This is a genomic window from Verrucomicrobiota bacterium, assembly GCA_038744685.1.
GTDB lineage: Bacteria > Verrucomicrobiota > Verrucomicrobiia > Opitutales > Puniceicoccaceae > Puniceicoccus.
In genome coordinates this window covers 24,176-45,455 of record JBCDMB010000016.1, presented here as the reverse complement: position 1 = coordinate 45,455, position 21,280 = coordinate 24,176, and the positions used below count along the sequence as shown (strand labels likewise).

Sequence of the window (21,280 nt, the reverse complement as noted above, 5' to 3'; positions counted from 1 at the left end):
TCCCAAATGGACCGATATACTCCCAAAAAGTAAATGAGAGGTGCTTCGGCTATGAAAACGCTTTGCATCTTTGGAAAGGCGAGTACTGCGATAGAAATCGCTGAGACCGCCGCTCTAGTGGTGCCTGACTTCGACGTTTACCTTGTCATTCGGAATGAGGAAAAGCCGGAAAATGATAAGATGATCTGCGATAAAGATTTACCAGTTTTGGTGGACAATCGGGAGGGGGAGCATCGTTTTATCGTTCCATTTGCCGATGGAGATGGACGCATGAGCTGCACGTCCTTTGCCTTGGGGTTGGGGCTTGTGCCGATGACGATAATACATCCAACTTCTATCGTTTCCCCCTCTGCTACTGTAGGTGAAGGATGTTATATCGCTCCGGGCGCAATCATTTCCTCGAATGCGACCTTGGCGCCCCATTCAATCCTGAATCTAAATGCGACTTTCGGGCATGATGCTGTCGCCGGGGAACACTTGGTCGTCAACCCTGGGGCTGCGATCAGCGGAAACGTCTTGATCGGTCAAAGGGTTCTTGTGGGCGCGAATTCTTTCATCGCAGCTGGTTTGTCAATAGGAGATGATTGCCGGATTGATGCCCTCACTTATGTTGGCCGTGACCTCGAACCGAATCAGCTCTGTACCAGTCGTCAAATGAAAGTATTTGCGAGGCCAAAGCGCGATGAGTGATCCCGTCGTTGATGCGATCAATACCGTCCGCGAGAATCTCGATTTGCCAGCGATTTCGGATCTGGATGACGCGGCACAGTTGCGGCGTGATCTTGGGATGGACTCCCTTGCGCTTGCTGAGTTAGGCGTAAGGCTTGAGGATGCGACTGGGATAGACGTCTTCTCAAACCGTGTAGTAGAAACCGTTGGAGATATCCGAGTGGAGTTAAAGCTCGGCGAGGCTTCATGAGAATCTTCGATCTGGTAGGCCGTTCTGTAGTCGCAGAAGGGGAGTTGGTTCGGGCGGTTTTGGACAGGACCGTGGGCTCTGAGCATTGGACCTTGCAATCGGATGACCCGTTGGAGGTCTTTTCGTCTGTTTTAGCGGCTTTTTTGAGTGGGAGAAAACTGACGATCTTAGATCGGTTTGTAGAGCAGTCGAATTTGCCTGAGAGAGACTTAGGATCAGAACCTTGTGATCGCAGCCTCCGATTTGAGAGAGAGGCGATTTCTACCATAGAGGAAATTTTGGAAGGGGTTTCCATGAACGGCTCAGATGGTTCGATCACGCTTTTGACCTCCGGAACTACGGGGAAACCGACGGTAGTCGAGCATGGGATTTCAACCCTTCTCAAAGGAGTCAAAATCGGTGAAGATTATCAGCGTAAATGTTGGGGCTTGGCGTTCAATCCGAGCCACATAGCCGGAATTCAGGTGTTTCTTCAGGCTGTCTGGAACGATTCGGATCTGGTTCAACTCTTCGGTGTCGATCCGCATATAGCGGTTCAACGTATTCAGGATCGTAGAATCTCCCACCTTTCGGCTACACCGAGCTATTTTAGGCTCCTGCTTCCGAGTTTGGAATCCGTTGGACCGATTTCAGGTGTTCAACGGGTCACCTGTGGCGGTGAGAAATTCGATCCGATTCTGGGAGAACGACTGAAGGAGTTTTTCCCCAACGCACGGATCAACAACATCTATGCATCCACGGAGGGAGGGACTCTTTTGGTGTCTCAGTCGGATCGGTTTCGTATTCCTGATTCCCAGGCGAGGGACTTTCGAGTGCTCGATGGAAGGCTTCAGTTTAGAATGCAGACCAGCACTAATTTCTTAGGCAGAGAGTGGTATGATTCTGGGGACCGAGTAGAGGTGTTGCAGGAAAATCCCCTTGAGTTTCGGTTTATCGGGCGGGAGGCCGATAACGTGAGCGTAGGAGGTTACAATGTGAATGTCTCTGCGGTGGAAGATGTGCTGTTATCTCATCCCGCCGTGGCCCAGGGTAGGGTCTATGCGCGAAAAAATTCGTTGCTCGGCAACGTCTTGGTGGCCGAGTATGTCGCCACAAAGGTGGACGTTTCGGAAAAAGAGATGAGGGCGTTTTTCGTGGAACGAGTTGAGCAACATGAGGTTCCACGGAAAATCGATAAGGTGGACCACCTCAAGCTTTCGAGGAGTGGAAAAATAGAACGATGAAAGGGGATTGTATTCTCGTTTCCGGAGTTTCCCGCGGGTTAGGGCTCGCGATCACTCGTGTGCTGTTGGACGCAGGTTACAGAGTCTTTGGATTGAGCCGTAATCTTACGGATGACTTGAGTGCCCTGCAGGAGATGTACCCAGGATGCTTTGAATTCTTCTCAGTCGACCTCTCTGTGAGCGATTCTTTGGAGGAAAAGGTATTCCGTGACTTTCTGTCCAAGGAAACGATTCTTCGGGGACTCGTCAATAACGCTGCTTTTGCCTACGATGATCTTGCGACGAATCTTGATTTGGCGGAGTTGGAGCAAATGTATCGCATCAACGTGTTTGCACCGATGATCCTCACTCGCGGCTGTATCAAAAATTTCCTTCTCCACAACACCAACGGATCTTTGGTGCATCTCTCCTCTGTCTCAACGAGGACGGGATACAAGGGACTTTCGTTTTACGCTTCTACAAAAGGAGCGCTTGAGGCGTATTCAAAGAATGTAGCTCGAGAATGGGGTCAGCGGGGTATCCGGTCCAACTGCGTCGCTGCAGGGTTTATGGAAACCGCTATGACCGGCTCGTTGGATGCTGGCACACGTGAGAAAATCTATCGACGTTCTGCACTGAACGGTCCGACGGATCCACAGCAGGTCTCTCAGACCGTAGAATATCTTCTCTCCACCCGTTCCGCTTCGATCACGGGAGAAGTGATTCGTGCCGACAACGGATCGGTCTAGCCTATTTTCTTTCCCAGTCTCCGTTGAGCGCTTGGACCCAGAGGCCGTTTTTTGCCATCCGTGCGATCATGATCGAGCGCTCCCTGCCGACCGCGAGCATCTGAGTCCCTGTTTTGTTGGAGATATATTCGTAAAGGATGGAACGGTCCCGATTTTCTTCCTCAATGAGAGTGATTTGGTCTCTTCTTAGCGAAGATCGGGCTGCTACAAAACCCTCGTTCGATTCGCCGGTGAGGCCCCGGTTCCAGAGATTTTCGGTTTCAGGTAGGCGTTCGATGATCCGTTCTCTTGCTTCCAACATAGACTCCAAGTCCGTCGCCGATAGGGAGCTGGAGACAACCAGTAGCACTCCAAAGTACGAAAGAAGAAGTTTGAAATCCATGATTGCTCCTGTTTTTAGCGAAGTTGGGGGTTGAGAAGCTCGGCGGCATCATCAACCGGTCCGAATACTTCGATTAGCTCGGCGGACACAGTTTCCTTGTTCTCGTAAGACACACCCTTAGGAGCGATGTAGGTCCCGAGGTCAACCTTCTCGGTCGAGGCGCAAGAAGATAGAAGTAAAACCATCGCCGTAAAAAAGATGGACGAAAGCAAAGATCGAAAAAGGTGAGATCCGGTTGCCATAAAAAGGGGATGATTGCGGGTTTCCTTCTCAACTTACAAGAGTCAATTTTCTCTTGCTGCAAAGACTGATTGTCGAGTTTGCTTAAGGTATGGCTGACGAGTCCAGCGAGGGAAAAGAGAAAGGCGATCAGTTTTCGGAGGAGGGCTATCGTCCGATTAGGGATGATATATTGGCCGAACCAACCAAACCTTCTCTGAAGAGTTTGGGAGGACTTGGTTCGGATTCTTCGGGTTCTACCTCTTCAAGTGATCTACCGAAGCTGAAGCCCCAGGGCAAGCGGCCTGAAAAACCGAAGGTGGAAGATTCAAAGGAGGAGCTTCTCTTCGACCGAATCAAATGGTTGGCGGTCGGATTGATTTGTGTCCTGGCGGTAGGGGTATTTGGCATCATTCTATACAATGCGTTTTTTGGAACGGAGGTCTTGGATGAGGGAGCGGGTAGCGACTTGTCAGACCTTCTCGATCCGGAATTGCTGACGGAAGCTTATGTTGATGCCAACGGTGGGGAGGAGTTTCTCCGCTCTCTCGTATCCATCCGGGCTACGGGAAAAATTACGAACAGCCAAGGGGAGTTCGAATTCTATTTGTTGAAACGGATACCGAACAAAACGATTTATCGCCTCGATATTGACCGGACGACCGTAACCGTCGGAACTGACGGTGAGGATGCATGGAGATCCGTTTCTTTGGATGGAAAAATCCGGGACGTCGTTCTGCTTGAAGGCGAAGAAGCGGATTCTGTTCGGGACAATGCTCGATTTTTTGGTGGTCTGATGGACTTTTTCTTGGAGGGTCAGGGTGAACTTGACGAGCTCAGCCTTGATGAGACTGGAGAGAGTCCCCTGATTAGGATTAGCGTCATAAACGAGGATAGAACGGTTTCTGATTTTTTTGTTGATCCTGAGAGTCTCGACTTGGTGAAAAGTGAAACTCGGGTTGATGGAACAGTCAGGACCGAACTCTACTCTGACTATCGCTCCCTCCTGTCTTTCCGCCAGCCGTTCGTCGTTGAGACGATTGTGAATGACGAACGCGAATCCCTACTTGCCTTAGAGGAGGCAACAATCAATCCCGGCGTTCTTTCGATTTCGTTCGAAGTTCCAGAGACGACAGCGGTTGGTCTTCAGGAAGGGCAGTGGAGTATGGAAGAAGACGTCCGTTTGAGGCAGCTTGCCGAGTAAGTTGTCCTACTAACACGAAGAAGAGATCCAAATGACTGAAATGGATGGGGGTGTCTCCATCCGTTTTTTCTGTTCTCAGAAACAGGTGGCTGTATAGTCGGGAGGAAGTTTGACCCATGGCAAAACCCACTCCGATCCAATTCAACAACACAGTCCTACGGGATGGGCATCAGTCGCTGGCTGCGACCCGTATGAGGACCGAGCAGATGCTGCCTGCTGCACCGATTCTAGACAGTTTGGGCTTTGGCGCACTCGAGACTTGGGGTGGGGCAACGATTGATGCTGGCCTGCGTTTTCTTGGAGAATTTCCGTTTGCCCGACTCGACGCATTGAAAAAGGCGGCACCGAGAACGCCCCACATGATGCTTTTGCGGGGGCAGAATATTGTCCAATACGCAAATTTTCCGGATGATGTAGTATCGGCATTCGTTGCCAAATCTGCCGAGCATGGCATGAACATTTTTCGGATATTCGATGCGTTGAATGATCCGCGAAACATGCAGTGCGCGATTGAGGCGGCAAAGAAGGCGGGTGCTCAGGCGCATGGAACGATCTGCTATACGACGAGTCCTGTTCATGACGTCGAGTCTTTCATCAAACTAGGTGAACAACTGGCTGATATGGGCTGCGATGCAATCGTGATTAAAGACATGGCAGGTTTGATTCCGCCTTATGTGGCGGCGGCCATCGTTTCGGGGTTGAAGAAGAGGTTATCCATTCCGGTTTGGCTGCACACGCACGACACCGCAGGTCTGGGGGCTTCGACTTACCTAAGCGCGATTGATGCTGGGGTTGATGCGGTTGACACCTCAATCGTCCCGTTTGCGAATGGAACAGGTCAGCCCGATACGGTTCGTATGATGGCACTGCTTGAGGGAAACGATCGAAAACCCGATTTCGACCTGAAGGAGAAAGTGGAAAAGCTCACTGCGTTACGGGAGCACTTTGAAGAAGTGTATGCCGAACTTTCCGATTTTACGGGACACAAGAACGAAGTGGTAGACAGCGATACCCTTCTGTACCAAGTGCCGGGAGGAATGCTTAGCAATTTTCGGAACCAGCTCAAAGAGCAGAAAATGGAGGACAAATTTCACGAGGTTTTTGCGGAAATTCCAGTCGTGCGTGAGGCTTTGGGATGGATTCCACTCGTGACGCCTACCTCCCAAATCGTTGGGGTTCAAGCGATGCTCAACGTTAAATTCGGTCGCTGGAAGAATTTCTCGCCTCAGGCAATGGACATCGCACTCGGTTTTTATGGTCAAACACCCGCTCCGGTGAACCCCGAAGTAAGGGATCTTGCGGCGAAAAAGGCCGGTAAGGACCCCATTCATTGTCGTCCAGCAGATCTGCAAGACCCGAGGATGAAGGAGCTGGCCAAGGAGCTCGAGGAGAAAGGGTATCCCAGCGATGAGGAGCATTGCGTGATCTACGCCATGTTTCCTCAGGGGATAGAGAATCTCTATAAAAAGAAGGTCGACAAGACGCCAGCGCCGGCCGCGCCTGTCCCCAAGCTTACCTCTACTCCAGTGGCACCATCCACCTCAGGGATTTCCGGAAATCCAGTCGGGCGAGGATCCAGAATGCGTATTCACCTCGATGGGCACAGTCACGAAGTGACGGTTCAGGAGATTGAGTAGCCGACCAAAGATCCAAATCCGCTGATTCGTAGAGTTGCCAGCGCGGATCCGCTATTCTTGACGAGGGCCGATTTCGGCGTTTCCGGATCGGTGGCTTTGCCATTTTGATTTGCATTGAAAAACCTCGATTGGGGATAGGGGCGGGAGAGTTTGCACGGGTGACCGCAAGGATGACTTGAGGAAGGTTTTTATACCACTTCGAAAAAATTCTGGCGTATTTGGTGCAGGCATGAATCGAAGCAGCGCGAGGCGCAGGCCTTGGGAGCGTATCGAGATACGACCCAAGGCCTGTAACGCTGCGAACTTCGATCCACGCCGCATCTCTGAGAGACGGGCGCAGGAGCCGATGGAGCAGCGTTGCCCCGCGCGGCACGGGTCTCGACCCGCCTCCGCGCAGGTCGCCTTGCTCCATCGGCTCCTGCATCCCGCCAAAACGCCAGAATTTTTTCGAAGTGGTATTAGGCCCACTATTGGTCCTACTGGGATCGTTTTTGCGAGACTGGTTGAGGAAAAAGAGATCGACCATTGTCCCCGTTTTCGGATCTAATTGGTGCATGAAAATCCTCCTGCGCCTCATCCTCGTAATTGTCCTGCTTTTGGTAATCGGAGTGTTCGTTCTCAATTGGTTTCTTGAGAAAGGACTGACTCCAGCTATCCAAAAAGCCTTGCCTGCGGTAGAGGAAAAGTTGGGTGTTCCCATCGAGGTAGGAAATGCTTCGATCAGCCTGTTCGCGGGATCGATGACGATCGAGAATGTCAACGTAGGGAATCCGGAGGGGTTTCAGCAACCGTCAATGTTCTCGCTCGCCCGCAGTGTGCAGGATGTTGCTCTGTTGCCATTGATCACAAAAAGGGAGATTCGCATCGAGGAAGTGACGATTGAGGAATCAGACCTGACCGTGGTGAGAAACCCGGACGGTCTCATTAACTTGGAAGTGCTTCTAGCCACTCTCCAAGGTGAATCTGAGGCACCCGTTGAAACTGAGGAAGAACCAGTGGACGAAGAACCGCCCGCTGGCGAGGAAGCACCGCTTCCTCCGTTTCAGCTGGAGCAGCTTTTTGTGACTTCACTGCTGAGTTATGTGCAGGAGAAAAAGAGTGGGGATCCGTTTAACTTGGGTTTCTCCCTAGAGGTCAACGCAGAGAATATAGGGACGATTGGTGAGCCAACCGATCGAGGAACTTTTTCGGTATCCGGTAATCTCGCCGGGAGTCAGGAGCTTTTCGTGATTCGCGTGGATGGTGAGATTGCTCCCATCCAGGATCCTCTCACTCCCACCTTCTCTCTTGAGGGCAAAGTAGACTCAGTCGAGATGCAGATGTTCGAAGTGTTCGAAAAGGACTTTAAACTGAAGGGAGGAATGATGGGTCTCGATATGGTCATCGAGGCAAAAGACGGTGTCTTTGATCCTGATAAATCGGTTGTTCGCGTTCTCATCGATCAACCGGATCTTGGATCAGGATTGGGTATCCCTGCAGGTTTTCAGCCTGCTTCGTTGGCTTTTCCTGTCCGCGTTTCCGGGACTGTTCAGGAACCAAAAGTCAATTTCATGCAGGGTCTCCGCGAAGGAATTCAAAACGCGCTGATGACGACTGGAACTGGAAAACAGATTCAGGAGAAGGTGGATCAAGCGAAGGCTGAGGCCGAGGCTGCGGCAGCGGAAGTGAAAGCGAAGGCGGAAGAAGCTTCCGCGAAGGCGAAGGAGGAGGCTGAAAAATCGCTTGAATCTCTCCGTGAGGGCAAAGCGCCGGACGTTGGAGGGTTACTGAACAGCTTAGGTGGTGGAGGCGATTCGGGAGAATCCGATGCCAACTCGGATTCTGACGAGAACAAGGAGGAAGAAGAGAGTGGTCTTGGAGGTCTCTTGAGGGGTTTGTAAAAGGGATCCTGAGACAGGATTCAAGATAAGCCATTTGGATACGGCTCCAAAGACCTCCTAAGCTCGGCCGTTCAGGCTATCAGAGGCATTTTTCCTCCCCGTTGGGCTTCATTCTCAATGGCGTTTGAACATTTTGGGATATAGCGCAGCTTCACTGGTGTGGTCCAAGATGAGCCTGATGATTTTCGTCGATTAATCGCGATAGCGGGGGCGAGCGGTTTTGTGGGCTCGTTCGTTCGATCAGAGCTGGAATCCCGTTTCCGTTTTCGCGGTTTGACCCGTAGTCCAACCGTAGCTGACCGTCGGGTAGACGAACAGGGAAACGAGTGGAGGCATTGCGATCTTTTTAGCCTCCCGAAAGTGACCGAGGCGCTGGCCGGGTGTGACTACGGCATCTACCTCGTTCATTCGATGGCACCTTCCTCACGAATGGTGCAAGGAAGTTTTGCGGACATGGACTTGTTGCTGGCGGATAACTTTATCCGTGCTGCCGAGGACGCTGGAGTGAAACGAGTCGTCTATCTCGGAGGACTTTTGCCTGACGATACCAGCAACCTCTCTCCCCATCTGCGGAGCCGCCTGGAGGTAGAGCGTGTGCTGCGTTCACGCTCGGTCCCAGTTGTTGCCTTGCGTGCGGGCTTGATCTTTGGACCGGGAGGATCGTCGTTCACCATGCTGATCAAACTCGTTAGGCGATTGCCGGTCATGATTCTCCCACGGTGGGTTCGGTCCCGCACTCACTCGATCGATATTCACGATGTAGTGAGGGCCATTGACCTCGCCCTTACCGACGACCGTTTCGGAGAAGGAATTTTCGACCTTGGAGGGCATAAACCTATGACTTACCGAGAACTGATTCTGAAGACCGGCGAGCAACTTGGAAATAAGAGCCACTGCCTGGACGTTCCGGTTAACGCGTTTGGTCTATCGAGACACTGGGTCTCCCTTTTTGGAGGCGTTTCAACAAGTTTGGTAGGGCCTTTGTTGGAGAGCTTGACTCACGACCTGGAAGCGACGCCAAACCCACTTCTAGACGAGATTGCGAGCTCAGCTGTTCCGTTTGAAGAATCTCTTCGGCAGTCCGTTGATCGAAAAGGCAACCCTTTACCGAATCCCCGTCGAGAGGTGTTCAAGGAAGACGGCCCAAAAATCAAAAGGGAAAAGCATGTGCGTTCCGTTCAGCGAATGCCACTTCCTGAAGGCTGGTTGGCAGGACAGGTCGAAGAGGAGTATGGCAAGTGGTTGACGAAACGCTTCTGGGGTCTTTTGAAAGTTTCGATTGGCTCTGAAGGAGAACTCTCTTTCGATTTAGTCTTTCCGAAGGTGCGTCTACTCCTGTTGAAACCTACTCCTTATTCGTTGAGGAACCAAAGGCGTCGGGCATTCTATATTTCAGGTGGTTTTTTGACTTTGTCTCCGGATCCGCCCGGCAGGTTTGAGTTTCGCCTTTTCCCAGAGAACGGTTTCCTGACTGCAGCGATACACGACTTTCAGCCGCGGCTGCCTTGGTGGCTCTATTCACAGACGCAGGCTAGAATCCACCTCTTTGTGATGAAGATGTTCGGAAGACACCTTCGGAAATTGAAGATTGCTCAGGAAAAGGCGTAGCAAGACTCGAGGCTGCTGTAGGGCCCTTTATTAGTCCTTGTTGGTGTTCGTTCCTGCCTTCAGTTTAGGAACGACCGTGCGGATTTTAATCATTAAGCCTTCTTCGTTTGGGGACATTGTCCACGGTTTGGTTGTCGCGGAGAGGATCCTTTCTCAACTACCGGGAGCTCGCATCGACTGGGTGGCTAGAGACCTATTTGCCGGTCTTGTAAGGGCTTCCGGTTTGGTGGAGAAGGTTTACGAGTTCCATCGCTCGCCGAGAGGATTTTTGCAGATAGTGAAGCAACTTCGGAGCGAGACCTACGATACCGTTTTGGATTTTCAGGGCCTGGCTCGAAGTGGACTTATGCTGTTGGCCTCTCGGTCAAAAGTGAAAATTGGACGATTCGATGGACGAGAGGGATCACGCCTCTTCGCCCGGATACAGACCGCACCCCCAAGTGGAACTTCTCCGTTTCATGCAATTGACATTTTAAGGCAGTTCCAGCACTCGATGGGGCTCGAGAACCTCTCGCCCGGAGTCCTCGATTTTGCGAACAGTGAGAGACCAGATTTTTCCGTTCGAAAAGGGTCGATTCTCCTCTTTCCTGAGAGTCGTCGGCCCGAAAAGGAATGGGGCGGGTTTGGAGACCTTGCAAAGAGGCTTTCCAGTGAGTTTCCGGAGAAAGAGATTGTGTGGCTGGGGACTGGCACTGAGCCACTCCAAGACAGTCTTCACGGCATATCCGCGTTGATAGACGGCCGCCAAAAGGTTTCTCTGGTTTCGCTTCCTGCTCTTGTGAGGGAATCGTCGGTTACCGTGGCCAACGACAGTGGTCCGATCCATCTTGCTGCCGCTATGAATCGACCGGTTGTTGGGGTCTTCGGTCCAACAGATCCTCGGTGCTACGGTCCATACCCTCTCGACCGCAATATAAACCGGGTAGTGATGGCACCGGACGGAAATTTGGCCACGCTGGAATGCGATCGGGTTTTTTCAGAAGTGAAGGAAGTCCTTTTGAGACAGGCAGATTCCTCCTAAACCACTATAAAATCACTTGGATTTCATGGCCGCTCCGTTACTCTGGTCCGTTTACAAAGATGGCTGAAATTCCGAAATCATACGATCCGCAATCGGTTGAAGATCGTCTTTATGCTGAGTGGCTCAAAGACGGTTGTTTTCAAGGCGCGCCTGAAGAGGAAGGGAAAAGCTACACGATCATGATTCCACCTCCGAACGTGACCGGCGTTTTGACCATGGGTCACGTCCTGAACAACACGATACAGGATATTTTGATCCGAAGAAATCGGCAATTGGGACGATCGGCCCTTTGGCTTCCGGGAACGGATCATGCAGGGATAGCGACTCAAACACGTGTCGAGAGGGAGCTTAGAGCCAAGGGGATGACGAGGCATGACCTTGGACGAAGGAAATTTGTCGAGAAAGCGATCGATTGGCGGGATCGGCACGGAGGGATCATCTTACAGCAACTGAAGAAACTTGGAGCCTCTTGTGACTGGGAAAGAACGGTTCACACGTTGGATTCAGATTACAGCGAAGCGGTGATTCAGGCGTTTGTCTCACTCCATGAGAGAGGGATGATCTACCGGGGAAAGCGGATGGTCAACTGGTGTCCAGTGAGCCTGACTGCGCTCTCGGATGAGGAAGTGATCATGAAGCCGCAGAAAAGTAAGCTTTACTACATGCGGTATGAGTTGGTGGATTCCCCGGGGGAGTTTCTTGAGATCGCGACCACTCGTCCAGAGACGATTATGGGGGACTCCGGGATTGCCGTTCACCCTGAGGATAGTCGCTACAATCATTTGATCGGGAAACGGGCATGGCGCCCTTTTCCACGAAAGGAAATCCCGATCGTCGGGGATAAGTCGATCGATCGCGAATTTGGAACTGGAGTTCTAAAAGTAACCCCCGCCCATGACCCACTTGATTTTGAAATCGGAGAACGGAATGGCCTTGAGGTGATTGACGTTTTCACCCCTGACGGACGTTTGAACGATCTGGCGGGGGATCCCTTCGTAGGCCTCGACCGTTTTGAGGCACGCAAAGTTGCTGCAGAACGGTTGAAGGAACTTGATTTGTTGATTCGCGAGGATGACTATGAAAACAACGTTGGTTTTTCAGAAAGGGCGGATGTCCCGATCGAGCCCCGTCTCTCCGAACAGTGGTTTCTGAAATACCCGAAGGTTGAGGAAGCGAAGGCGGCAGTTCGTGAGGGTCTGATTCGTTTCTATCCAAAGCGCTGGGAGAAGACCTACTTGCACTGGATGGACAACATTCGCGATTGGTGCATAAGCCGTCAGCTTTGGTGGGGGCACCGGATCCCAGTCTGGTATCGAAAGGGAGAAGATCGAGCGAACTCTGAGAACTGGCATATATCGGTTGAAGGCCCTGAAGATGCTGAGAATTGGGAGCAGGATGAGGACGTGTTAGACACTTGGGCTTCTTCGTGGCTTTGGCCGCTCGCTACTTTGGGCTGGCCGGATGAAAGCGCGATGAAGAAGAAGGGTTTTGCTGCTTTTTATCCGACCTCCGCACTGGTCACCGGGCCCGACATTATCTTTTTTTGGGTGGCTCGGATGATTATGGCTGGCCTCGAGTTTGCTGGGGACGAAAAAGAGAATCTTTCAATAGAGGAAATTGAAGCCCGGATACCGTTCAAGGACGTTTACTTTACCGGAATTATTCGTGACCTCGACGGCCGAAAAATGTCCAAATCGTTGGGCAACTCACCGGATCCCCTCGACCTGATTGATAAATTTGGTGCGGATGGTCTGCGGTTTGGGATCATGAGTATAGCCCCTCAAGGTCAGGATATTCGCTTTGGAGAGCAGCGGGTGGTGCTCGGAAGGAATTTCTGTAACAAGCTCTGGAATGCATGCCGGTTCCGGCAGATCTCCGGCACCGTCGAGCCTGTATATGAAATCACCGACCTGTTGCAGAGGATTGACCCGGAAAAAATGGATCTTCAGGACCATTCGATTCTCGGACGTTTGCTGGATACGATACGACTGGTTGATGAGGCCTACGAGGCATACTCCTTCAGCGGTATCACCCAACAGATCTACGCGTTTTTCTGGAGTGATTTCTGCGATTGGTATGTAGAGGTGTCCAAGGATAAAGTGAGGGACGAGAGTGTCCGTGACACTTGTCTTGGAGTGCAGGACCTTATCCTTCGCCAAACGCTCTTACTCCTGCATCCATTCTGTCCGTTTATTACGGAAGAGCTCTGGCGCCTTCTTGGATTCGGAGGAAAGCGAAGTCACCTTCAAGACCAACGCCCCATTTCCTCGGATGATCTTGAAGACCTTTTTGAACGCAATGGCTTGTCGCTGGACCGAAATGCGGTTGCACAGGTGGATGAAATTAGGGAAGCGGTCACGATCCTGCGGTCCTTGAAAGCTGACTATCAATTGAGCAACCGGCGGGATGTTCGTCTTTCCGTTGAGGAGTCGACCCTTCATCTCGACTTCAGCACGGGAGAGGTGTTCGCAGTAATCGAATCGGTCGGGGGCTTTGCTGATATTGAAACGGTCTCAGAGCCTGCCTCCTCCGGACCTGCGGTGGTCACTCCCCTTGGAACCTTTCATTTGGACCTGTCCTCTTCGATGGATATCGAAGCGGAGAAAGAACGGTTGTCGATGGAACTGGTAAAATTGGACAAAGTGATTCTGGGTTCTGAGAAGCGGCTTGAGAATCAGGCGTTTCTGGAAAAAGCTCCTGAATCGGTCATTGAAGGTGCTAAGCGACAACTGGAAGAAAACGAACGAAAACGTGCTGAAGTCGAAAGACTCCTCGAATCGTTTTCATGAGATCGATTGGTCTGCCGCTTCGGAGGACCTGTCTCGGTGGTTTGCAGTAAACGCAAGGGTCCTGCCTTGGCGATCCGAGCGGTCGGTCTACCGCACAGTCGTATCCGAGTTTATGCTTCAGCAAACCAGGGTAATCACCGTTTTGCCTTACTTTGACCGCTGGACGAAATCTTTCCCCGACTTTGAGACTCTTGCCTGCGCTGAAGAAGGGGAGGTCCTCCAACACTGGCAAGGCTTGGGGTACTATTCGAGGGCTCGGAATCTCCATAGACTTTCCAAGCGAGTGGCTGCCGACGGTATCCCCGAGACCAGAGAAGGCTGGAAGTCTTTACCGGGAATCGGCGACTACACCTCTGCAGCCATTATGAGTATTGCGCTGGGCGTTCCAGAAGCAGTAGTCGACGGAAACGTGGTACGTGTCTTGGCTCGACTAACGGCTGACGATACTCCCTGGAAATCAGCAGGCGATGCTGTCCGCAGCTTTCAGTCCTTAGCGGACGGATTTTTGAATCCTGATCACCCGGGTTCTCATAATGAAAGTGTGATGGAATTGGGGGCTTTGGTGTGTACACCCCGAACTCCTCTCTGCACGGTTTGCCCGCTCGTTTCGCATTGCCGTGGAGCCGCTTCAGGCTTGGCAAGTTCCCTGCCAAGGATCAAGAAAGCATCCAAAGTCAAAAAAACCGTCCGCAGAGCGTGGATCTTTAGGAGGGGAAAGGTTCTACTTCGTCGTGTTCCCGCAAACGCGAAGAGACTTGCAGGGATGGTAGAGTTGCCTCGACTTGATACGCTCCCACAACGTTGGAATCCTCTCAAGGAACCTTTTGCTAAGAAAAAGCGTGGGATAGGAAATGAGTTGATTACAGAATGGTTCTACCGAGTTGAAAATTGTCCGGATTTGATACTGCCTGAAGGTTCGGATCTATTCTGGAGAGATACTTCCTGCTTAAATAAAGAGGCGATTTCAGGGCCTCATCGGAAATGGATTTCGGAGTTTCTGGAAGGTGGTATTGACGACCGCTGAGGGTTCATCAATGCAATGAACGAAGCTTGTTGACTCTGATTGCTCCACCTAGGGGTATCGAAAATACTCGTGGGAGAAGGTATGAAAATTAGGTTTTTTTCGAATTGGCTTGGCTCTATTTTTTGGCAAGTGTCCTCGGTTTTTTAAGAATTTATTGGAAGAGCGTATGGGCGTTACAGATTTGATCCTGGCGGCTTTGGTTTGTGTCAAAGTCGCTCCTGTTTTCGTTTTAATCGGGTTAGGTTTGCGTTATCTCTTTTACAATATTGATGGATGGAATCTGGACCGGATCTACGAAAAGTATTTTAAAGGTCGTCGAAAGAAGAAGTATAGGCAGTTCACCCAAAGGACTGGCCTTGTTCTTCTTTCGTTCGGTCTACTCTACACCTGGTGGGTAGTATGGCCTATGATCTTACCAGAGCCCCAAGCCTATGACAGAATAGGCCAGCGATTCTCGGAGTTGGGGTGATCCGATCAAAGACTCTCGTTCGCGTGCGCTACGCGGAGACGGATATGATGGGGATCGTGTACCACAGTCGCTACTTCCCTTGGTTCGAGTGCGCCCGTATTGAAATGTTGGATGATCTGGGAGTCTCCTATCGCGAGATGGAGACGTTAGGCGTACGGTTGCCAGTAGTAGAAGTGAATTGTCGATACCGCCAGCCGGCCTACTTCGATGATCGTATCGTCATCGATGCAGAGGTAAGGGAGCTTCCAAAGGCACGGTTAGAAGTCTTCTACAACGTTCTTCGCGAAGATGAAACTTTGCTGTGTGAAGGTAGAACCCTTCACGGCTTTATGGACTTAAACAACCGTCCGTGCAGGCCCCCTGCAGTAGTCCAAGCAGCCTTCGTCCGCGCTTTTCAAAGCCAAACGTAGGGGTTTCGCTGGTAACCTACGCACTAGCTGCCAACTCCTGGCGTCGAGCGCTGAACTTTGCCGACTGCTCATCTGCGTGGTAGGAGGAGCGAACGAGTGGCCCGGATTCCACGAAGTCGTATCCAATTTCCATCCCGAAAGCCTTCCATTCTTCAAACTCCTCGGGCCTAACCCAACGGTCGACGGGTGCGTGTTTGGGAGACGGAGATAGATATTGGCCAATCGTCAGGATCTTGACCCCTGCGTCGAGGATATCGCGCATAACCGTTTTGATTTCGTCTTCTTTTTCTCCAATTCCAAGCATGATCCCAGACTTTGTGACAAATCCACGGGATTCTGCATGCTTTAGGCACCAAAGAGAACGGTCATAACGGGCGGTTCTTCGAATGGGCCTCTGAAGTCGCTCCACCGTCTCTAGATTGTGATTGAAAATGTCGGGTTCAGCATCGAGCACGATGTCGAGGTGTTCGGCTCTGCCACGGAAATCTGCAGTTAGGATTTCGACAGCGGTATTAGGGTTTTTATATCGGATGGCCCGAACCGTTGCTGCCCAGATAGACGCTCCTCCATCCTTCAAATCATCCCGCGCAACCGACGTGATCACACAGTGTTTTAAGCCCATTCTCCGAACCGACTCAGCCACTCTTGCAGGTTCGCCAATGTCCAGCTCTGTGGGGCGGCCGGTCTGAATTGCACAAAAAGAACAGGCTCGCGTGCAGACGTTACCTAGAATCATTAGGGTGGCTGTTCCCCTGGACCAGCACTCTCCCATGTTTGGACATTGGGCACTACTGCAGACGGTATGAAGGTTGTTTTTCTCGACGTTGTTCTTGACCTCGTCAAACCCGGGTCCGCTCGGGAGGCGACCTTTGAGCCATTTTGGACGCGTTTCGGTTAGCATTGAACGAGTTATAGTACTTCGCCTAGTGATCTCAAACTCTTTCCGGCAGTTTGTCAGGAAACAACCAGTCCGATTGAGAGCAAAATTCCGAACAGGAAAAGCCCGGTGGACGATTTTTTTAGGAGAACCGAGAACCCTGATCGCCGGAGGGCTCTTGGAAGGCGTTTCCATACGGTGTAGACTGGATAGAGACCGAGAATTGCAGGGAGGGTGAACCAATAGCCGTTGATAAATGCAAAACCAAGGGATACGAGAAGACCGCTGATCAAGCTCGCGAGAACGAGGTGTTCGCCGATCCCTGGGCCGAAACGAACGATCAGCGTCTTCTTGCCTGCTGCCTTGTCCGTTTCCCGGTCCCTGTAGTTATTCACGACCAGTAAGTTGTTCGTCAGAAGCCCGATGGATAGTCCAACAAACCATCCCTCTGGTGGAAAATAGCCGAGCTGCACGTAGGCGGTAAATGAAACTGCGACAAGGCCAAAAAAGGTTATGACGAAAATATCCCCGAGTCCTCTGTATCCCAGGGCAATTGGCTGAGCCGTATATCCAACGGCGGAAACTACGCTTACAATTCCAATGAAAACGAGCCAATAACCACCCCAGTAGACTAGGGATAGTCCAATTAGAAATGAAATAGCCAATGTCGCAAAAGCTGCTCGTTTCATGGTATGAGGAGCAATTAATCCCGCTGCTACCAATCGGGTTGGTCCTTTTCGCTCTTCGTTGTCCGCACCTTGCTTCCAGTCATAGTAGTCATTGGCAAAATTCGTTCCCACTTGAACCAACACTGCAAACACAGCGCAGAGAATTGCCGGTGCCAACGAAAAGGAGTTTTCGCTCTGAGCGATCGCGGAACCAACAATGACAGGGGTTATGGCAGCTGGGAGCGTCTGCAGGCGGGCTGCAAGAATCCAATTGGCAAATGAATGATCCATTAACGAATTTGGCAGATAGAGACGTTGGCGTCCCTTCTGTAAAAATAGCTAATCGATCGCTTCGGAACTAAGGAGGAAGTCAGCAACGTAATTGAGAACCAGCGATCTTCCCTGTTCGCTTTTGATCTCTCCAAAGAACGGGAAACCCCTCTCCATTGGTTGTCCAACTGGATAGACATCAACAAACGCAAACGGACAACGATCAATCTCGGCGATTTTCAGTTGAAAGGAGAGTTTTCTACCCTCGGAGATTCTTAGAATGGTGAAGGAAGAGAAAGCGGTATGGATGTCATTCTGGCAGGCTCCGTAGCTAAAGGTCACCTTCGCGCCCATCAACTGGGATTTTACCCACGCAGCGGCTTCGGACACAATAGAACAGGAGTCGGAGGCTGAGTTCCTCTTGGTTTCAACAATGAGATTCAACTCTGGTGACGGCTTGGGCGTTCCACTTTTCATCAACGAATAAGTAATATCCTGAAGTTCCAGTGTCGAGATCGTTCAGAAACTCTGGCTGGGAAAATAGAGTTGGCTCGGACTCAGGGATACTGTCAGAGTCGATGGATGAAATTTTCGCTTGGGACAGACCATGCCGGCGTAGCGCACAAAGAAGCTCTAAAGAGACACCTTGAGAATGCAGGCCACGAGGTAGTTGACTTTGGGACCAATTCAATTGAGGCAGTGGACTACCCTGACTTCATTCGGCCAGCAGCGGAAGCGGTCGCAAGCGGACAAGTTGACCTTGGTATTGTTTTTGGAGGTAGCGGGAACGGAGAAGCAATCACTGCGAATAAAGTGAAAGGGATCCGTTGTGCTTTGTGTTGGAACGTTGAAACCGGGCGTCTCGCGAAACAGCACAACAATGCAAATGTTCTTTCATTTGGTGCGAGGCAAACCACGATCAATGACGTCCTCGCAATTACCGATGCCTGGCTTTCTTCTGATTTCGAAGGTGGGAGACACGAACGGAGAATCAACAAGATCGAGCCCGAGGGGTGAAGGCAGTTCCGGTTTTGACATTGAGAAGACTTGCACGTTTGTAGGGAGAAATGGATACTGAGAAGAACAAAGACGAGGAAAGTAAGGAAAAGGCCGGCGGCTTGGGCGATTTGGTTCAAAAGCGCTTCCTGAAGGATCGAAAAATATTTCTTTGGGGAGAGGTTTCTGACGAGTCTGCCAAGGAAATGACCGAGAAGCTCTTGTTCCTGGAAGCGGAGAAGCCTGGTGAGGAAATCCGGTTTTACATCAACACTCCCGGTGGATCGATCACTGCCGGGATGGCGGTTTACGACACGATGAAACTCATCTCGAGTCCGGTAACCGTGATCGTGACGGGAATGGCAGCGAGCATGGGGTCAATTCTGCTTTCGGGTGCGGAAAAAGGGCGTCGGTTGATTTACCCGCACGGAAGAGTATTGATCCATCAGCCGTTGATCAGTGGTCGTTTTATCGCTCCGGCAGTCGACATCAACATCCAGGCGCAGGAGATGGAGAGAGTGCGCGACGAGTTGAACAAGATCCTTGCTGAAGCTTCTGGAAAGAAACTGTCTGAGATTGAAAAGGATACAGACAGAGACTTTTACCTTACCGCTGAAGAGGCAATAGAGTACGGGTTAGTAGATAAAATTGTAGAGGCGATCTAGCAGTGCCGTAAAAGTGGGGCTATTGCTGCAAAAATACCATGCTCTCGGGAACGACTATCTTGTTCTGGACCCGAATCATGGTGAGCTGCCAGATGAGGAGACGGTCCGAGAAATCTGCCACCGTAACTTCGGTGTAGGTTCGGATGGAATTTTGGAAGGTCCATTACCCTCATCAAAGGCCGATTTCCGGCTGCGGATCATCAACCCGGATGGAAGCGAGGCAGAAAAGAGTGGTAATGGACTAAGAATATTCTGCCGTTTTCTGTTCGATAGGGGAGAGGTGAGCGAAACGCCTTTTACTATCGAAACAATGGGTGGCGTCGTGGCAGCTTGCGTCCACGATCCCTCTGACCGAATCGAAGTCGAAATGGGTCGAGTGTCGTTTTCCAGTTCGGACATTCCGGTTGAGGGTGGTGAAAGGGATGTGTTGGAAGAGGAGATCGAGATTGATGGCCAGAAGGTGAACTTCTGTGCTGCAACGATCGGCAATCCTCATTGTGTCGTTTTGCGGGAAAACGTATCAGCCGCTGAGGCAGTTGAACTCGGTCCAAAATTGGAGGTCCATCCGATCTTTCCCAATCGCACAAACGTTCAGTTCCTCCAGGTGATTGATAGGAAAAACATTCGACTGGAGATTTGGGAAAGGGGAGCGGGATATACACTTGCTTCGGGAAGTAGCTCCAGTGCTGCCGCCTCGGTTGCGAAGAAGTTGGGTCTGATAGACTCAAATGTGACTGTCCACATGCCCGGTGGAACTCTGGAACTGTCTCTCAGCGAAGACTTCAGCGTGACCATGATCGGTCCCGTTCGCTACATCGGAGAGACTGTTTGGTTCGGAGACAGAAAGAGGTAGGGCACCCTTGAAGGTAAAGAACCTTTGATTTCGGGTTTTGGTTTTCTCCTTTTACCTTCCCGGGAACCCACCAGGTAGACCACCGCCTGGAGCACCACCCATCTGGCGCATCATCTTTTGAGGATCCTTGCCTTTCATTTTTCTCATCATTTTCCGCATCTGTCCGAATTGCTTGAGGAGCTGGTTTACGTCTTTGACGTGAGTGCCTGAACCGTTTGCGATTCGCATCCGGCGTCGTCCGTTGATCAAGTTTGGAGAAGCCCGTTCTTTGGGGGTCATCGAAAGGAGGATAGCCTCAGTGCGGGCCATTTTCGCGTTTTCGTCGTCTCCAATCTCAACTCCGTTCATCCCTGGTAACATCTTCATAATCGAGCCGAGCGAGCCCATTTTCTTAACCTGACGCATTTGGGAAAGCATATCATCCAAATTGAAGTCTGCCTTCCGCAGCTTCTTCGCCATTCTTTCTGCCTCGTCTTGGTCGACGTTCTCCTGTGCCTTCTCGACCAAAGAGACGACATCTCCCATACCGAGAATACGGGACGCCATTCGGTCGGGGTAGAACGGTTCGATTGCGTCCATTTTTTCCCCTGTTCCCACAAAGGTGATCGGAACGCCGGTAAGACTTTTCATGGATAGAGCTGCCCCGCCTCGAGCGTCGCCATCCAATTTGGTTAGGACGATACCCGTCAGCGGAGTCGCCTCATGAAAAGTCTTCGAGACATTTACGGCTTCCTGTCCGAGGGCGCTATCTGCAACCAGAAAGACTTCCTCTGGTTTGATTTGCCCTTTCAAGTCCCGAATCTCACCAATCAAGTCATCTTCAATTTGAAGTCTTCCAGCCGTATCGAAAATGACAGCGTCACATCCTTCAGACAAAAGAGCCTTTTCGCCGTTCTTTGCGATTTTGACCACTTTCTGGTTATCCCTCTCCGCGTAAACGGGAAAACCACCCTCTGAACCTAGAGTCTCGATTTGGTCGATCGCGGCCGGGCGATAGACGTCACAAGCGACTACTCCAGGAGTCATTCCTTTCTTCTGAAGGAGTTTGGCAAGCTTTGCTGTTGTTGTGGTTTTACCCGAGCCGTGAAGACCCACCATTAAAATCCGAAGAGGGCGAGCGGAAGTCAGCTCGGCCGAATCACTTCCCAGGAGATCCACCAGTTCGTCATTGATGATCTTTACGATCTGCTGACCGGGAGTAATCGATTTGGTGACTTCAACTCCTTCACTTTTCGCCTTTACCCGTTCGACGAACTCACGGGCGACTTTAAAGTGAACGTCCGCCGAGAGTAGGGCAGAGCGGACTTCTTTGAGGGCCTCTGCCATATTGTCTTCCGTTAATCTACCGACCCCCCGGATATTTCGGAGAGCACGGCTCATTCGGTCGGTTAGGCTTTCGAACATGGAGAGCAGTAAAGGATTAGAGGCAGGTTCCTAC

22 protein-coding genes are annotated in these 21,280 nt (G+C 51.2%); 16 read left to right on the top strand and 6 right to left on the bottom strand.

Annotation, left to right across the window (positions count from 1 at the left end; all coding sequences use genetic code 11):
• Positions 1-33 precede the first annotated feature (33 nt).
• From AAGJ81_10380 to AAGJ81_10365, 4 genes are read left to right on the top strand one after another with little or no spacing between them, the layout of a single operon-like run.
• Entirely contained in the window at positions 34-690 is a 657-nt protein-coding gene (locus AAGJ81_10380; protein ID MEM0966542.1) for a DapH/DapD/GlmU-related protein, read from the top strand.
• Complete coding sequence (locus tag AAGJ81_10375; GenBank protein ID MEM0966541.1) at positions 683-919, top strand: acyl carrier protein; 237 nt, start codon at positions 683-685, stop codon at positions 917-919. Before AAGJ81_10380 ends, AAGJ81_10375 begins: the two co-directional genes overlap by 8 nt.
• Positions 916-2,142, top strand: coding sequence for an AMP-binding protein (locus AAGJ81_10370; protein MEM0966540.1), 1,227 nt, complete (start codon positions 916-918; stop codon positions 2,140-2,142). Before AAGJ81_10375 ends, AAGJ81_10370 begins: the two co-directional genes overlap by 4 nt.
• Positions 2,139-2,870: an SDR family oxidoreductase gene (locus tag AAGJ81_10365; protein MEM0966539.1), complete on the top strand. Its 732-nt coding sequence runs from the start codon at positions 2,139-2,141 to the stop codon at positions 2,868-2,870. Before AAGJ81_10370 ends, AAGJ81_10365 begins: the two co-directional genes overlap by 4 nt.
• 1 nt (position 2,871) lies before the next feature.
• Here the strand turns inward: AAGJ81_10365 and AAGJ81_10360 are convergent, their stop codons facing one another.
• Both AAGJ81_10360 and AAGJ81_10355 read right to left on the bottom strand, forming a co-directional pair.
• Positions 2,872-3,252: a DUF1318 domain-containing protein gene (locus AAGJ81_10360; GenBank protein MEM0966538.1), complete on the bottom strand. Its 381-nt coding sequence runs from the start codon at positions 3,250-3,252 to the stop codon at positions 2,872-2,874.
• A gap of 14 nt (positions 3,253-3,266) precedes the next feature.
• The gene (locus AAGJ81_10355) at positions 3,267-3,437 is read right to left on the bottom strand and encodes a hypothetical protein (protein ID MEM0966537.1); all 171 of its coding nucleotides are present in this window, start codon (positions 3,435-3,437) and stop codon (positions 3,267-3,269) included.
• 146 nt (positions 3,438-3,583) lie between these two features.
• On the opposite strand from AAGJ81_10355, the gene AAGJ81_10350 reads away from it, so the two are divergent.
• The 9 genes from AAGJ81_10350 to AAGJ81_10310 all read left to right on the top strand — a co-directional run bounded on the left by AAGJ81_10350 (position 3,584) and on the right by AAGJ81_10310 (position 15,513).
• Positions 3,584-4,675 carry a hypothetical protein gene (locus AAGJ81_10350; protein ID MEM0966536.1) on the top strand — a complete coding sequence of 364 codons (1,092 nt, stop codon included), beginning with the start codon at positions 3,584-3,586 and terminating at the stop codon, positions 4,673-4,675.
• A gap of 116 nt (positions 4,676-4,791) precedes the next feature.
• Entirely contained in the window at positions 4,792-6,312 is a 1,521-nt protein-coding gene (locus AAGJ81_10345) for a pyruvate carboxylase subunit B (protein ID MEM0966535.1), read from the top strand.
• Between the two features lie 554 nt (positions 6,313-6,866).
• Positions 6,867-8,192, top strand: coding sequence for an AsmA family protein (locus AAGJ81_10340; protein ID MEM0966534.1), 1,326 nt, complete (start codon positions 6,867-6,869; stop codon positions 8,190-8,192).
• A 159-nt stretch (positions 8,193-8,351) separates the two neighbouring features.
• Complete coding sequence (locus AAGJ81_10335) at positions 8,352-9,800, top strand: NAD(P)H-binding protein (GenBank protein MEM0966533.1); 1,449 nt, start codon at positions 8,352-8,354, stop codon at positions 9,798-9,800.
• 76 nt (positions 9,801-9,876) lie between these two features.
• Positions 9,877-10,821, top strand: a complete 945-nt coding sequence (locus AAGJ81_10330) for a glycosyltransferase family 9 protein (GenBank protein ID MEM0966532.1) — start codon at positions 9,877-9,879, stop codon at positions 10,819-10,821.
• A gap of 59 nt (positions 10,822-10,880) precedes the next feature.
• Positions 10,881-13,610 carry a valine--tRNA ligase gene (locus AAGJ81_10325; protein ID MEM0966531.1) on the top strand — a complete coding sequence of 910 codons (2,730 nt, stop codon included), beginning with the start codon at positions 10,881-10,883 and terminating at the stop codon, positions 13,608-13,610.
• On the top strand, positions 13,573-14,634 hold the full coding sequence (locus AAGJ81_10320; protein ID MEM0966530.1) for an A/G-specific adenine glycosylase: 1,062 nt from the start codon (positions 13,573-13,575) through the stop codon (positions 14,632-14,634). The genes AAGJ81_10325 and AAGJ81_10320 overlap by 38 nt, the downstream gene beginning before the upstream one ends.
• A gap of 166 nt (positions 14,635-14,800) precedes the next feature.
• Positions 14,801-15,103, top strand: coding sequence for a hypothetical protein (locus tag AAGJ81_10315; GenBank protein MEM0966529.1), 303 nt, complete (start codon positions 14,801-14,803; stop codon positions 15,101-15,103).
• Positions 15,100-15,513, top strand: a complete 414-nt coding sequence (locus tag AAGJ81_10310) for a thioesterase family protein (GenBank protein MEM0966528.1) — start codon at positions 15,100-15,102, stop codon at positions 15,511-15,513. The genes AAGJ81_10315 and AAGJ81_10310 overlap by 4 nt, the downstream gene beginning before the upstream one ends.
• A gap of 16 nt (positions 15,514-15,529) precedes the next feature.
• Here AAGJ81_10310 and lipA read toward each other — a convergent pair whose 3' ends face one another.
• The 3 genes from lipA to AAGJ81_10295 are packed head-to-tail and all read right to left on the bottom strand — an operon-like array spanning position 15,530 to position 17,805.
• Positions 15,530-16,426, bottom strand: a complete 897-nt coding sequence (lipA, locus tag AAGJ81_10305) for a lipoyl synthase (protein MEM0966527.1) — start codon at positions 16,424-16,426, stop codon at positions 15,530-15,532.
• 41 nt (positions 16,427-16,467) lie between these two features.
• The gene (locus AAGJ81_10300; protein MEM0966526.1) at positions 16,468-17,349 is read right to left on the bottom strand and encodes a 1,4-dihydroxy-2-naphthoate polyprenyltransferase; all 882 of its coding nucleotides are present in this window, start codon (positions 17,347-17,349) and stop codon (positions 16,468-16,470) included.
• 48 nt (positions 17,350-17,397) lie between these two features.
• Positions 17,398-17,805 carry a hypothetical protein gene (locus tag AAGJ81_10295; protein ID MEM0966525.1) on the bottom strand — a complete coding sequence of 136 codons (408 nt, stop codon included), beginning with the start codon at positions 17,803-17,805 and terminating at the stop codon, positions 17,398-17,400.
• 105 nt (positions 17,806-17,910) lie between these two features.
• Between AAGJ81_10295 and rpiB the strand changes: the two genes are divergently transcribed.
• The 3 genes from rpiB to dapF are packed head-to-tail and all read left to right on the top strand — an operon-like array spanning position 17,911 to position 19,842.
• The gene (gene rpiB, locus AAGJ81_10290) at positions 17,911-18,345 is read left to right on the top strand and encodes a ribose 5-phosphate isomerase B (protein MEM0966524.1); all 435 of its coding nucleotides are present in this window, start codon (positions 17,911-17,913) and stop codon (positions 18,343-18,345) included.
• A gap of 50 nt (positions 18,346-18,395) precedes the next feature.
• Positions 18,396-18,989, top strand: a complete 594-nt coding sequence (locus AAGJ81_10285) for an ATP-dependent Clp protease proteolytic subunit (protein ID MEM0966523.1) — start codon at positions 18,396-18,398, stop codon at positions 18,987-18,989.
• A gap of 13 nt (positions 18,990-19,002) precedes the next feature.
• On the top strand, positions 19,003-19,842 hold the full coding sequence (gene dapF / locus AAGJ81_10280) for a diaminopimelate epimerase (GenBank protein MEM0966522.1): 840 nt from the start codon (positions 19,003-19,005) through the stop codon (positions 19,840-19,842).
• 51 nt (positions 19,843-19,893) lie between these two features.
• Here dapF and ffh read toward each other — a convergent pair whose 3' ends face one another.
• Positions 19,894-21,246, bottom strand: a complete 1,353-nt coding sequence (gene ffh / locus AAGJ81_10275; GenBank protein ID MEM0966521.1) for a signal recognition particle protein — start codon at positions 21,244-21,246, stop codon at positions 19,894-19,896.
• Positions 21,247-21,280: the final 34 nt, after the last annotated feature.